This is a genomic window from Methanobrevibacter sp. (assembly GCF_017406825.1).
Lineage (GTDB): Archaea > Methanobacteriota > Methanobacteria > Methanobacteriales > Methanobacteriaceae > Methanocatella.
Genome location: NZ_JAFQXT010000018.1, coordinates 1 through 13,571, shown reverse-complemented (window position 1 = coordinate 13,571; position 13,571 = coordinate 1). Strand labels below are relative to the sequence as shown.

Annotated in this window: 13 protein-coding genes and 1 tRNA gene; 6 read left to right on the top strand and 8 right to left on the bottom strand. The window is 41.2% G+C overall.

The features are described from left to right. The 4 genes from IJF99_RS03110 to IJF99_RS03095 all read left to right on the top strand — a co-directional run. Positions 1-1,410, top strand: a 1,410-nt coding sequence (locus IJF99_RS03110; RefSeq protein ID WP_292791972.1) for a formylmethanofuran dehydrogenase subunit A, incomplete at its 5' end; no start/stop codon positions are given. 2 nt (positions 1,411-1,412) lie between these two features. Then, entirely contained in the window at positions 1,413-2,288 is an 876-nt protein-coding gene (locus tag IJF99_RS03105; RefSeq protein ID WP_292791965.1) for a formylmethanofuran dehydrogenase subunit C, read from the top strand. 41 nt (positions 2,289-2,329) lie between these two features. Next, positions 2,330-2,620 carry a DUF2097 domain-containing protein gene (locus IJF99_RS03100; RefSeq protein WP_292791963.1) on the top strand — a complete coding sequence of 97 codons (291 nt, stop codon included), beginning with the start codon at positions 2,330-2,332 and terminating at the stop codon, positions 2,618-2,620. A 92-nt stretch (positions 2,621-2,712) separates the two neighbouring features. Then, complete coding sequence (locus IJF99_RS03095) at positions 2,713-3,003, top strand: DUF2097 domain-containing protein (protein ID WP_292791961.1); 291 nt, start codon at positions 2,713-2,715, stop codon at positions 3,001-3,003. Here the strand turns inward: IJF99_RS03095 and IJF99_RS03090 are convergent, their stop codons facing one another. The 5 genes from IJF99_RS03090 to IJF99_RS03070 all read right to left on the bottom strand — a co-directional run bounded on the left by IJF99_RS03090 (position 3,004) and on the right by IJF99_RS03070 (position 8,424). Further along, positions 3,004-4,686 carry a DUF128 domain-containing protein gene (locus tag IJF99_RS03090; RefSeq protein WP_292791959.1) on the bottom strand — a complete coding sequence of 561 codons (1,683 nt, stop codon included), beginning with the start codon at positions 4,684-4,686 and terminating at the stop codon, positions 3,004-3,006. 32 nt (positions 4,687-4,718) lie between these two features. Then, on the bottom strand, positions 4,719-6,074 hold the full coding sequence (gene glnA / locus IJF99_RS03085) for a type I glutamate--ammonia ligase (protein ID WP_292791957.1): 1,356 nt from the start codon (positions 6,072-6,074) through the stop codon (positions 4,719-4,721). Positions 6,075-6,297: 223 nt separating this feature from the next. Continuing rightward, positions 6,298-7,032 carry a HesA/MoeB/ThiF family protein gene (locus IJF99_RS03080; protein ID WP_292791955.1) on the bottom strand — a complete coding sequence of 245 codons (735 nt, stop codon included), beginning with the start codon at positions 7,030-7,032 and terminating at the stop codon, positions 6,298-6,300. Between the two features lie 8 nt (positions 7,033-7,040). Then, positions 7,041-8,207, bottom strand: coding sequence for an aldo/keto reductase (locus IJF99_RS03075; RefSeq protein ID WP_292791953.1), 1,167 nt, complete (start codon positions 8,205-8,207; stop codon positions 7,041-7,043). Between the two features lie 107 nt (positions 8,208-8,314). Continuing rightward, positions 8,315-8,424, bottom strand: a tRNA-Met gene (locus IJF99_RS03070). A gap of 176 nt (positions 8,425-8,600) precedes the next feature. Between IJF99_RS03070 and IJF99_RS03065 the strand changes: the two genes are divergently transcribed. Continuing rightward, positions 8,601-9,851 carry an adenosylhomocysteinase gene (locus IJF99_RS03065; protein ID WP_292791951.1) on the top strand — a complete coding sequence of 417 codons (1,251 nt, stop codon included), beginning with the start codon at positions 8,601-8,603 and terminating at the stop codon, positions 9,849-9,851. A gap of 20 nt (positions 9,852-9,871) precedes the next feature. Beyond that, positions 9,872-10,522, top strand: coding sequence for a DUF2119 domain-containing protein (locus IJF99_RS03060; RefSeq protein WP_292791949.1), 651 nt, complete (start codon positions 9,872-9,874; stop codon positions 10,520-10,522). 253 nt (positions 10,523-10,775) lie between these two features. On the opposite strand, the gene fen is transcribed toward IJF99_RS03060, so the two are convergent. From fen to hacA, 3 genes are all read right to left on the bottom strand, one after another. Further along, a complete protein-coding gene (gene fen, locus IJF99_RS03055; RefSeq protein WP_292791947.1) occupies positions 10,776-11,759 on the bottom strand; it encodes a flap endonuclease-1 in 984 nt (327 codons plus the stop codon). A 5-nt stretch (positions 11,760-11,764) separates the two neighbouring features. Further along, positions 11,765-12,322: a chorismate pyruvate-lyase family protein gene (locus tag IJF99_RS03050; protein WP_292791934.1), complete on the bottom strand. Its 558-nt coding sequence runs from the start codon at positions 12,320-12,322 to the stop codon at positions 11,765-11,767. A 9-nt stretch (positions 12,323-12,331) separates the two neighbouring features. After that, positions 12,332-13,571: homoaconitase large subunit (gene hacA / locus IJF99_RS03045; RefSeq protein ID WP_292791931.1), on the bottom strand; the 1,240-nt coding region annotated here is incomplete at its 5' end.

The window sequence follows — 13,571 nt, the reverse complement described above, 5'->3', positions numbered from 1 at the left end:
TACAGATACTCAAGATTAGGTTACGGTACTGTTGTAGAAGCAGCTATGCCTCCTCTTGAAGCAAAACACACTCACGAAGAAATTGCAACTATTCCACAATTAGATATTCCAGCTATGCCATTATTCGGTAACAACTGGTTCGTAATGGAATATGCAAAAGATAACAATATTGAAGACATCGCAGCATTTGTAGCTGCCTGGTTGAAAATATCCAAAGGTTACGGAATCAAAATCGTAAACCCATGTGGAAGTGAAGCATGGGGATGGGGTATGAACGTACACGGTGTAAACGATAAAGCACCTTACTTTGACGTAACTTCCAAAGAAGTTATCGTTGCACTCGCAAAAGCAAATGAAATGTTAAACTTACCTCACTCTATTCACATTCACCCTAACGATTTAGGACACCCTGGTAACGTACCAACCACTATCGAAACCATGGAATCCGTTAAAAACGTTAAAAAAGGTTCCAAAGCTGCTGAAATCAGAGACCAAGTCATGCACGTATGTCACTTGCAATTCCACTCTTACACAGGTAACAGCTGGAAAGACGCAGGTTCCGGTGCTGAAGAAGTTGCTAAATACATCAACAAAAATGACCACATAACCTGTGATATCGGTCAGGTAACTTTAGATGAAACCACAACCATGACTGCAGATGCTCCTATGGAATACGACTTATTCAAATTATCCGGTCTTAAATGGACCAACAAAGATATTGAATGTGAAACCGCAGCAGGTATTATTCCATGTATTTACTCAGGTAAAAACCCAGTTAACACTTTACAATGGGCTATTGGTTTAGAATTATTCTTGCACATTGATGACCCATGGAAAGTATGTTTAACCACTGACCACCCTAACGCAGGACCATTCACTAGATATCCTAGAATTATCTCCTGGTTGATGAGTAACCAAAGAAGAATGGAAATGATGGAAAACGGAGAAGTTCACAAATGGGCACAAAGAAGAACTACCCTTCCAACTCTCGACAGAGAATACGATTTCTACGATATTGCAACTATTTCCAGAGCTGCTCCTGCTAGAATCTACGGATTCACTGACAGAGGTGCACTTACTCCTGGATACAGAGCAGACATTGCTGTATATGACATAAATCCTAATGAAATTGATCCATCCAGACAATACGCTGAAATCGAAAAAGGTTTCAATGTTGCTGAATACACAATTAAAGATGGTCAAATCTTAGTAAAAGACAAAGAAATTGTAAAAGTTAAAGAAAGTCAAAACATTTGGGTTAACGTAAAAGGATGGGAACAAAACGAGCAAAAAGTTATCGACAACATTATGCCGTTCTTCACCCAATACTACTCAGTTAAATGGGAAAACTATCCAGTACATGACCACTACGTATCCAACCCAATTAGAGTTGACGTAGACGGTAAATAGGGGTGTTTAATTTGAAAACAATAACATTTGATCAAATAAAAACTTCTTCAATCGCTTTAGAATTCGATGAATTGATTCCTGATGAAATCTATTCATGGACCGAAGCTGATTTCGCAAAATATCAAGTCCCAATTGGAAACTCAAGATTCCCAATCACAGACTTCTTCAAAATAACTGTTGAAGGAGAAGCTAACGGACCTAATGATGTTGAAATGATTTTAAACGGAGATTTAAACAGAGTAAAATACATCGGTTGTAAAATGAGCGGTGGAAACATCGTATGTAACAGCAGTGTGGATTTACACGTTGGTGCTGAAATGTCCGGTGGTTCTATTCTCGTTAAAGGTAACGCAGCAGCTCACGCTGGTAGAGAAATGTCTGGCGGATACCTTGAAATCGAAGGAAATACCAAAGAGTTCACTGGTGCTTCATACATCGGTGAATGGAGAGGTATGACCGGAGGAGAAATCGTTGTTGGCGGTAACGCTGGAAAACAATGTGGTGAATGTTTAACCGGTGGTAAAATCCACGTTAAAGGTAACTGTGATATCTTAGCAGGTATTCACATGACCAAAGGTGTCATCGAAATCGACGGTGACGTAAACCGTTGGCCTGGTGGACAAATGAAAAACGGTAACATTATCATCCACGGATTCCTTGGAAGATTACTCGAAGGATTTGTCCTCAACGGTATTGTTGTAGATCCTGAAGTAGAAGGCGTTGTTTACAAAGGTAAATATATCCACTATACTGGAGATATTGGTCTTAACGGTAAAGGTAACCTTTACTTAGGTGCTGAAACCAACAAAGAAAAATTAGCTACCTACGGAGAATTAGACGACGAATATACTTCAATCAGAGAATACAGGAATTTATAATTCCTTTCTCTTTTTTCTTTTTTTTAGATAAAGTGATTATTATGGTAGAAGAAATTCAAATGACCTTGGAAGAAGCAATCGAATATGTCAGAAATGAAGTCAACGTTAGAGATATCTTGGAAATTTCCTATAATCGTATTTTTGCTCCAGGTGAAGTTTTAGGGATAACTGAAGAAGATGAAATGACTGGAGAAGGTCTAAGAGTCGCAATGCAATTAAATGGTGAAATCCTAAATCAATCTATCGAAGTCGATTTTAATGAGATTGGTGAGGACCTGATTGAAATGCGCCATATTACCGATGAAAAGGAACTTGTTATCGAAGTTCTATAAATCATCTTTTTTTTATTGAAAATTTTTTTTGTTCGTATGGATACAAACATTTATATACCTTGGAACATATCTTAATATAGGAGTTGATTTTCATGAAAGAATTAAGATTGACTACAAAACAAGCGGTGAAATATCTCAAAGAAAACGTTAAAATCCATGATAATATTGAGATTTCATACAATAGGATTTTCGCCGAAGGGGAAGTCCTGAATATGGATTTTTCAAAATATTTCAACGAACCTGGATTCAAAATGCTGGTATCCCTTGACGAAAGCGATTTGGGCGCCACCATTGAAATAGACGTCTACGAAGTGGAAGATGATATAATAGAATTCATTCATTATCCTAAAAATGGTGAAGAAGTGGAAGTTACTGTAATCTGATTACAGCCTATCCATCTTTTCAAATGGCATTAATTTTTCAATGGCTTTCACGTGGATGTCCACGCCTTTTTCTCTTATTGCAGCTATTGAGTTCAGGCCGCCGCCTGCCACAATGCCGAAATTGTAATTGTCCGCCTTTGCGTTATAGGTCAATTCCCTAGGTTTTCCTATTTTGTATATTGAAAAGCCTGTCTTGTCCAGTGTGTCCAATAAGTTCACTGCATAGTCCCGTGATATGTATGGAATTTCCTTAAAACTGGCCAATATTTTTTTCGGACCTTCACTGTGAGAGACTGAAGTCATGTCCTTTGCAATGAATATCTTATGAGGGTCCACTGTTGAGCCGCTGTATGAAATCAATTCGATGAATAAGGAAGGTTCTGTCAGTTCCAATAATCCTCCATATCTCGGATTGCATCTGATTCCGTTATTTATCAGTATCCCGTCTATGCTTAGGCTGCATATTGTTGCAATTCCGACTTTATCCTTATCGTCAGGATGTTCTATTATTTTATAGTAGGGATTGATGTGTTTTGGATCATCGTTGTATGTGTCTTCCATTATCTTTAAGGCTTCGTCCAGGTCTTCCTTGTTGAGATAGGATACGTTTGAGACAATGTTTCCTTTTCTTTTTTCGATATCGAAGCTCACTTGCTGAATCAGGTTCCATGATTTTGAAAGCAGGAATGATGTTTTTGGCTGGAGTGCATGTTCAACAGGTTTCAGTCTGTTTTCTGTGGTGGAGGTTATAGGGGATAATGCTTTGAAGTCCATTATCTCTTCGGCTATTTTTATGTCGATGTCCTTTCCGGATTCGTCGATTGCCCTGAATGGGGTTATTCCTCCGACTATGACTACTCCAACCATTCCTTTAGGCACGTCAATTCCTAAAATATCCTGGTTTTCATTAGATATTGCGATTGTTCCTCCGATTCCTATTTTATCCAGTTTTTTGATGATCTCGATTGTTTTTTCCCGGCCGATGCTCGGTATCAGTCTGAAATTTGCAGGTATCAGCCCTGTTCCTGAGTCCACAACATCGAGAACTGAAGTTCTGTTCGGTGATGAGAATGCATCCAGCGGTGTCAGGGATGTCTTCTTGTATGAGATCAGTTCTTCAAACTTCACAGGTTTGTAGTCTTCGATTTTCAGAAGCCCGCCGTATTGCGGCAGTGATGCTATTCCTTCATTCAGAAGTATTCCGTCTATTGTGGTTCCGCATAATGTTGTCACTTCGATTTTGCCCTCATTTTTATCTCTGTTTAAATTAACGTAAGGGCTAACAGAAAGACCACTTTCAATAATTCTTTTAAGTATATCAATCGATTCTTCATCATAAACGGTTGATGTATTGATAACAACATTTCCTGTTTGTGTGATATAGTTGAAGTCAGTCAAATATATCATTTCTTCAAATTTTGAATAGATTGAGTCGACCTGGTCATAAATCAACCCCTTCTCCAATTTTTCGCGGCCAAGTTTTGTGATGACCCTTCCGGCATAGCCTTTTTTCTCGGTGTATCCCTTCTGGTCCAAAACTTTCATATGATATCTGACCGCACGTTCACCTAAATTAAAACCTTTTTCCTTTAGCTGGTCTGCTATCAGTTTGGAGCCGGTAGGATTTTCCTGCGCGCTCAATACTCTCAAAATCTCAATCATGCGGGGTTCTGAATCTGACATAAGAATCTCATAAAAATAAAAAAATATTCAGATTAGATATCCAAATATTTCCTTTGTTCATATCCAAATACTTGAACACGGTATTCGTCCCATTCCTGATATTTGAGCTCAAGGAACTTTTCACTGATGTGAGGGCCTAGGGCATTCAATATAAGCGGATCCTCTTCAAGGGAATGGTAAGCTTCCCACAGACTGGTAGGCAACACTTCAATTCCTCTTGATTCCCTTTCCTCTTCAGTCATTTTGTAGATGTCGTCTTCAACAGGGTCGCCAGGGTCAATCTTGTTAACAATGCCGTCAATACCTGCTTCAAGCATTACTGTAAACGCGAGGTATGGGTTACATGCAGGGTCAGGGGACCTGTATTCGATACGGGTTGCCTTTCCACGTGCTGCAGGAACTCTGATTAATGCGGATCTGTTTCTGTAGCCATATGCCATGTAAACCGGAGCTTCATAGCCAGGCACCAGACGTTTGTATGAGTTGACGATAGGGTTTGTTATTGCTGTAACCGCACGTGCATGTTTGAGAAGTCCTCCCATGAAGTAAAGCGCATCTTTTGAAAGGCCTGTTTCTGAATCAGGGTCTGAAAAGAGGTTTCTGTCTCCTTTGAAGACGGATTGGTGACAGTGCATTCCACTTCCGCTCACTCCGAAGAACGGTTTAGGCATGAATGTCACTCTGTAGTCGAGCTGGTCAAAGGTAGCCATGTTGTCTACAATGGCCTTGATAGCCTGTTTGAATGTGATTACCGCATCGGCAGTTTTAAGCGCGTCCTTGAATTTGAATGCGATTTCGTTCTGGCCAGGAGCCACTTCGTGGTGGGATGCCTCAACTTCAAAGTCCAAATCTTCAAGGTTTAATGTCAGTTCTCTTCTGAAGTCAGGACCTTTGTCGAGAGGTTCAACGTCGAAGTATCCTGCCTCATCGTAAGGCATAGGGTATCCGTTTTCGTCAATGTCTACAATGAAGAATTCCGGTTCCGGTCCGATATTGTACTGCAGTCCCATGTCCGCAATGCGTGCCAGGGATTTTTTGAGCAGTCCTCTTGGGTCTCCTATGAACGGTTCGTTGTCGGCGGTCCATACGTCACAGATAAATCTGCATGTTGCGGATTCTTCAGGTCTCCATGAGAGTCTGGAATATGTGTTTATGTCCGGTTTCAATACCAGGTCACTTTCATTGATTCCAACGAATCCTGCAATTGATGAACCATCAAAAAGCATTCCTTCGTTGAACAGTTCGCTCATGTCGTCGTTGTTGAATGGGATAACAATGTTTTTTACAGTACCGTTAATGTCAACAAATTGTAGACGGATAAACTTAATGTTGTCTTCTCTCATCTGTTCTGTGATTTTTTCTATTTTTTCTTGTGGAATGTCACTCATTAAATCAAGCTCCAATTTTCAATAGTCGGAAAACATCTTCCAATTAAAAATATATTTCATTTTCGTACTATATAAAGTTTTATATATATTGCTATTATATAATTTTTGATATATTAATGTATAAGTTTTATTTTTTTTAGTAAATATTGTTTAAAGTATTTAAAATTTGATACTATTCTGTTCAATTACATTCAAAAAAGAGAAACAAAATTTGATTCGGTGTTTAGATTTCAACCAAATCAAATGAATTCAAATCCAATAAATCAAATGTCAGTAATTTCGGGCTGACGGTAACCTTTCCGATACCTGTAATTATTTTATAGGCTTCCATGGCTTCCAGACATGAAACCAGATTTGGAACCGGGCCGATTACAGGCGGAGGTCCGGCAGTAACATTTTTCAGACTTTCAACGACATCATCCGTCAGCTCCTTGCCAAGGGATGGAAGGTTGAACATTTCCTCATAGCTAGTGGTGTTGGGCAGAAACGTGGTGATTTGGCCCAATGTTCCATGAACCGCCCCATGAATGAAAGGAATCTTATATTCCCTGGCCTTTCTTGAAACGATCACCCTTGTCAGGACATTGTCCAAAGCGTCAATCACGATTCTTGAATCTTCAATTAGCCTGTCGATATTGCTCTCATCGACATGCTCGTCCCATGATACAACACTGACATGGGGATTTATTTTCCTGACCTTCTCTGCAGCCGCTTCACTTTTTGACCCGCCGATGTTGGCATATTCCGATAATGTCTGTCTGTTCAGGTTGGACAAATCAAATGAATCCTCATCAACCAGAACAAGCTTTCCAACGCCCATTCTTGCAAGCATTTCGATGGCCAGTCCTCCGATTCCGCCGCAGCCAATCACGGTGATTGCGGCATTCCTGAATTTTTCCTGCTCATCCCTGCTTACAAGAGGCATCTGTCTTGTTAACATTTCCCAGTATTCATCCATTTCATCACCTAAAAGTGGTCGAATTCATCTCCAAAGTACTCATATACCTTTTCAAGTTCTTCCGGAATGTTCAGCATTTGTGTGCAAAAGGGTATGCATTCCTTACAGCCGACACAACTGTCCGCCCTCGAATCCTCATCGATCAGTGAGAAGTACTGCATCGCGCTTGCCTTGGGGTCCCCCATCATATGCGCAATGTTGTACTCGGTCAGGCAGTTTATTATGTCCACCCCATGAGGACATGGCATGCAGTATCCGCAGCGTGTGCACCGGTTTCCCAGAAAAGTCCTGTAGGTTCTTGCAACTTCACGTATCAGTTCCTGGTCATGATCAGAAATCTCATCGATTTTTGAAGCTATTTCAATGTTTTGCTTTACCTGTTCGAGGCTAGTCATCCCGCTCAGGACGCAATCCACATCGTCACGATTCCACAGGTATTGCAATGCCCATTCAACAGGTGTTCTTTTGGTTTCGGCCATGTCCCATAGATTCTGTATTTCATTGGGAATGTTGTTGACCAGCCTTCCCCCGCGAAGGGGTTCCATAATCATGCTTCCGACATTCACTTCCTTAAGGTAGTTAAGCCCCATGACTCCGGACTGATAGTATTCGTCCAGATAGTTCATCTGAGTCAGAACCACTTCCCATTTCGGATATTCGTCAATGATTTCAATTAGATAGTCCACTTCAATATGTGATGAAAATCCGACATGTCCGACCTTTCCGGAACTTAGGCAGTCATCCAGAAAGTCAAGGACATCCAGATTCTTTACTTTATTCCAATCAGGTTCGGTCAGTGAATGCAGGAGGTAAACGTCAATGTAATCGGTCTGAAGCTTTTCAAGCTGAATTTCCAGATATTTGTCAAAATCAGATTTTTCCTCTATTGCCCAAACAGGGGATTTGGTTTGAAGGATTATCTCGTCCCTTAAAGTATTTTCGTCTAGAAATGCTCCTACAAACTTTTCGCTCTCGCCGCTGCCGCTCAATCCTTCAGCGTGGTAGGGATAAGCCGTATCGATAATGTTGATTCCATTTTCTATTCCATATTCGAGCATTTTCGCCGCTTCTGTTTTATCGATGTCGGCATTGTTTGTTTTGGTTGGAAGCCTCATTGTTCCAAAACCGAGCCTTGACACTTCAAGACCACTTTTTCCAAGCGTATTATATATCATTTTCAAATCCTCAAAATGTATTTTAGTTAAAATAAGTATAAAATTGTTATGATTTGAAAAAATTCTTATAAAAATAGTGTAAGTTAGATGAAATTCCTGGGATTGGATGCCGGGGGCGGGATTCGAACCCGCGATCTCACGGTATCCCAGGAATAAGCTAGAGCACTGCTTTATTACCCTATGAGCCGTGCGCTCTAACCAGCTGAGCCACCCCGGCATCTAACATATTTATATATTCTAATCATTACATTTAAAGTTTTTGTTTTTAAGGGGCATTTGTTGGAATTTTGATATAATCCTGGAAAAATAACATTGCTCGATGTCAAAAAGGTATATATTTAATAAGCTTTAAATCCAAAATTTAATTGTTAAAAATTTAAGCTGATGATATTTATGAGTAAAGTAAAAGACATGTCACTTGCACCTGAAGGTGTAAGAAAAATCGAATGGGTTCAAAAACACATGCCTGTTTTGGAACACATCAAGCAAGAATATCTGGAAACCCAACCGTTCAAAGGAATCACAATCGGGTCATGTTTACACTTGGAACCTAAAACCATTAATCTGGGATTGACATTAATGGCAGGCGGGGCTGAAGTGGCAATGACCGGATGCAACCCGCTATCCACCCACGACGATGCGGTTGCAGGAGCGGCCGATTTGGGCCTTAACGTTTACGGTTGGAGAGAACAGGACGATGAAGAATATTACCAGACAATCAATATGGTTCTGGACCACAAACCCGACATAATCATCGATGACGGAGCAGACATGATTATGGTTCTTCACAATGAAAGAAAAGAATTGTTAAGCCACATCAAAGGAGCATGTGAAGAAACCACCACAGGGGTTCACAGGCTACAGGCAATGCACGCTGACGGAGCATTGAAATTCCCTGTAATAGCCGTAAACGACGCGTATACTAAATACCTCTTCGACAACCGTTACGGAACCGGACAGTCAAGTTTCGATGCAATCATGGGCACAACCAACATGGTAATCGCCGGCAAGACCGTAGTCGTATGCGGATACGGCTGGTGCGGAAGAGGATTGGCTTTAAGAGCCGCAGGTCTTGGAGCAGATGTCATCGTCACTGAAGTAGATCCAATCAGGGCATTGGAAGCAAGAATGGACGGATACCGTGTAATGACCATTCGCGAAGCTGTTAAACAGGCCGATTTAATCATAACCGTAACCGGCAATGCGGACATTATCTGCGGTGATGACTTCAAATATATGAAAGACGGATGCATGCTTGCAAACTCAGGCCACTTCAATGTTGAAATCAACCGTCCTGATTTGGAGGCAATCTCAACCAATGTCAGTGAAGTGCGTGAAAGCATTGAAGAGTTCACCACTAAAGACGGCCGTAAGATTTACCTTTTAGCTGACGGCAGACTTGTAAACCTATCCGCTGCACGCGGACAAGGACACCCTGCAGAAATCATGGACATGAGTTTTGCAGTGCAGGCGTTATCCGCCAAACACATCCTGGAAAACGATTTGCCTGTTGGCGTTACAAAAGCACCTGATGAAATCGATTACAATGTGGCAACCATGAAACTGAAGGCCATGGGAATTGAAATCGATTCATTGACAGACAAACAAAAAGCTTACATGGCTAATTGGCAGGAAGGAACATAATTCCTTCATCTTATTTTTTTATGTCCTATTTCAGATACATAGACAACGGCAGGGGACCGACCAAACTGTTCATCGGCGGAGTCCATGGAAACGAAGGGCTGACATCCTTAAAGTTTCTAAAACGCATCAGGCTTGAAGATTTATCGCCAGGACAGTTCTATTTTTATAACTTTGATAGGACAGACTATATTTCAACAATCAAAAAGGAATATTATGAATCCGAACTTGGAAAAAAGATTCTGGATTTAATCAAGTACTTTGAACCTGATTTTTACACAGAACTGCACTGTTATGACCTTAAAAATTATGATAGGTTAACTTCAATGGAGAGGTACAGGCAAACAGGAATTCCTCCATTGATTAAACTTGGAAATCATGTGCTTGTATCATCGGTATCCCCTCTGATTCGCATGACCTATTTTTCAACCGATACCGTTTGCAAAACATTGGAGTTTCCATGCTTTGAAAAGCTCACTCCCGAAGCTGCAGAAAAATATGATTTCAATATGGATCTGGCCATTGAAACTTATGAAAACCTGCTTAAACTGATATTAAAATCACCTTCACGCAGTGATTTTGAAATGGAAATGATGAAACACCATACAGAGCAGGTAATGCTTGCCATGAAATACGCAGAAAAAGTGTTTGGGAAGGACTTCCCTCCATATTAGTATTGATGGCTTCCGGGTCTTTTGGTGGTGAGAAACCATCAACACTATGGATTCTATAAATATATCGAATACGCAAAATAGCTTTCACCATCCCCTTGACAGCTGCTATTTTCAAGTGTTTAGTTAATACAATCTGGGGTGTGTGGTGGTTGATTGTATTATATATCCAATATTTTGAATCCAATATTACTTTATTTTAAGTAGTATTTAATGATTGTGCTATCCTAAAATTTTAATTTTTTTCAAAAACGATTCAGAACCATGCATCAAGGCTTCCTTGTGATGAATTCAGATTTTTCAGCCTGTCGGTTGCTTTGCTTACTCTGTCTTCGGAAAAGCCATGCTCGTAGCATAAAAATTCGATAATCTTATCCTTATCCGGTTTTTCCCATTTGATTTTATAATCGGTGTTGACGTTATGGTTCAGGAATATTTCTCGAACTTCATCCAGATCGTGTGATGATTCCTGCTGGAGTTCAGCTATTTTTTCCTTAAGCTGACCTTTTTTAGCCAATTTCAGTGCGGTTTTGGCACCCACTCCCCTGAGTCCTTCACAGAAGTCGGTTCCAATCAGAATCCCCATGTCAATCAGTTCCTCTCTTGTAATATCCAATTGCCTCAGCACTTTATCAAGCTGGTAATATTCCAGATTGCCGAGGTTTGAATTGACCGCAAGGTTTCTGACGACACGTTTTGCTCCAAAAAGCAGACAGTCATAGTCCTGTGAAGCAACGGCATATGCATCACCGTTGGCAACAAGATACGCGGCCTGAGCTTCCCCTTCACCTTTTGCCTCAACGTATGGTATTCCCATAAGTGTCAGCAGTTTTTTGGAGGATTCAACTATTTCTGGCGACAGCTTGGATGACCTCATTGCAAACTTGCGTGCCTTTTCGGTGTCTCCTTCCTTTAGGGCATCTTTATAAATCTTTTCCGCTTCATCCCTTATTTCTCTTCTTTTGGCCTGAGTTTCACTTTTAAGTTCAGGGGCCTGACCATCAAAGATATAAATAGGTTTTATGTCCTTTTCAATCATTGAAGAGTTTCTGTATAGGATTCCGCTCAAGTGTGATGTGATGTTCCCGTTTTCATCCGTCAACGGCCTTCCGTCACGCTGTCTGATGGTTGACAGGAATTGGTAAAGCGTATTGAATGCGTCAATTGACACCACTCTTCCTTCCAGGTCCTTAAAAGTTATCTGTTCCGGTTCGACTATATCCTTTAGCTTCACACCCATTTGCCTCACCTGAAATAGGATATAGGAAAGACTTCCTTGATCCACATGAGTATCTTGTCGTTGTTGATGATTACGTAATCCCTTGCAAGCATGTCCTCATCTGTCTTGAAGATTTCCCTCAATGTGTCATTCGGCTTTTCGATGAAGATGTTGTTGATTTCCCTTCTGGATTCGATGTGATAATTCTTTAAGATTCTTCCGATTGGTATATCGGCACTTAAAAGGTCTGTACAGACGTCCTTTGTGCATCTCTTCAATGGGATGTGTGAAATTGCATAAATCAATGGTCTTCCTTGTCTGTGCATTATCACTTCCCTGAAATTGATTTCCTCTCCCGCATCGACATTGACCAGTCCGGCATGGTATTCGTCGGCTGCCTCCACATGCTGGTCAAGAGTGGTTAGCGTAATTTTGCCGAAAAGCACATCCAAAATCGCAGTTATGGATCCGTCTGTTGTCAGAAGTATCTTTTGAGTGTTAGAGAATTCTTCGTTGTATTTTGCTTCTAATTGTTCGACCTTTTCAATAAGGCTTCTGTTGGCTTCGTTTTTATCAAGGGTCATTTTTAACACCTACAAATCTTTTGGATTGGTAATAACTCCGGTAAGTGCAGAGGCTGCAACCACCTTTGAGTTTGATAAGTATACTGATGAGGCGGGATCACCCATTCTTCCCTTGAAGTTCCTGTTTGTTGTGGAAATGCATGATTCTCCTTCGGAAAGCACTCCCATGTGGCCTCCAAGGCAAGGCCCGCAACCTGGGTTGCAGATGATCGCTCCTGCGTTGATGAATGTGTCAATGTAGCCTAAATGAATTGCCTGCTGGTAGATTTCCCTTGAAGCCGGAAGAATCAGCAGTCTGATGCTGTCGTCAATTGTTTTTCCTTCAAGGATTTCGGCGGCATCCTTAAGGTCTGAGAGTCTTCCGTTGGTGCATGAGCCAATCAGGCACTGGTCAATTGAGGTTCCTTCAATCTGTGATATTGCCTTGACATTGTCAACGTCATTCGGACAAGCTATTTGCGGCTCCAAATCCGCAATGTCAAAGTGCATTTCCTTTCCGTAGGTTGCGTCCGGGTCTGATTTGACAATGTTCAACTCGGATTCCCTTTTGCCGGTTCTTTGGCATATGTAATCTATGACTGCTCTGTTCGGCTCCATAATTCCGTTTTTGGCACCCATTTCAATTGCCATGTTGCACATGGTGGCTCTTCCTTCAACTCCCATGTTTTCTATGGTTTCGCCGGTGAATTCCGTGGTCTTGTAGGTTGCTCCGGCTATTCCGATGTCTCCGATTATATTCAGTATGATGTCTTTCGCCGCGACGTATTCGTTGAGTTCTCCTGTAATCTCCATCCTTATGGCTTCGGGAACCATGAACCATGTTTTGCCTGTTGCCCAAACCATTGCAAGGTCAGTGGCACCCATACCAGTTGAAAAAGCACCGAATGCACCGTAGGTGCATGTATGTGAATCTGCACCGACAATAACCATTCCAGGCTCCACCAGTCCCATTTCGGGAACTACCTGATGGCAGATCCCTTCTCCGTGAATGTAATTTTTTGTGATATTTTGCTCTTTTATGAAGTTTCTGCAGACTTTCTGAAACTCGGCCGAACCGATGGTGTTTGCAGGGACGTTATGGTCGAAAATGATGGCTATCTTTTCCGGATCCCATACCTTGTCGGTAATCTTTTCAAATGTTTTGATTGCAGGAGGGGAAGTCCCGTCATGTGACATTGCAAGGTCAACAGGGATTTCTATGATTTCTCCGGGGGTTACTTCGTGGCCTGCCTTTGCAGAGAGGATTTTT

Bases quoted from the DNA above. Each gene is read 5' to 3' on its own strand.
- IJF99_RS03100 (WP_292791963.1), top strand. From the start codon at position 2,330: ATGGTAGAAGAAATTCAAATGACCTTGGAAGAAGCAATCGAATATGTC.
- glnA (WP_292791957.1), bottom strand. From the start codon at position 6,074: ATGAGTGACATTCCACAAGAAAAAATAGAAAAAATCACAGAACAGATG.
- fen (WP_292791947.1), bottom strand. From the start codon at position 11,759: ATGGGTGTGAAGCTAAAGGATATAGTCGAACCGGAACAGATAACTTTT.
- IJF99_RS03050 (WP_292791934.1), bottom strand. From the start codon at position 12,322: ATGACCCTTGATAAAAACGAAGCCAACAGAAGCCTTATTGAAAAGGTC.
- IJF99_RS03080 (WP_292791955.1), bottom strand. From the start codon at position 7,032: ATGGATGAATACTGGGAAATGTTAACAAGACAGATGCCTCTTGTAAGC.
- IJF99_RS03075 (WP_292791953.1), bottom strand. From the start codon at position 8,207: ATGATATATAATACGCTTGGAAAAAGTGGTCTTGAAGTGTCAAGGCTC.
- IJF99_RS03065 (WP_292791951.1), top strand. From the start codon at position 8,601: ATGAGTAAAGTAAAAGACATGTCACTTGCACCTGAAGGTGTAAGAAAA.
- IJF99_RS03090 (WP_292791959.1), bottom strand. From the start codon at position 4,686: ATGTCAGATTCAGAACCCCGCATGATTGAGATTTTGAGAGTATTGAGC.
- IJF99_RS03095 (WP_292791961.1), top strand. From the start codon at position 2,713: ATGAAAGAATTAAGATTGACTACAAAACAAGCGGTGAAATATCTCAAA.
- IJF99_RS03060 (WP_292791949.1), top strand. From the start codon at position 9,872: ATGTCCTATTTCAGATACATAGACAACGGCAGGGGACCGACCAAACTG.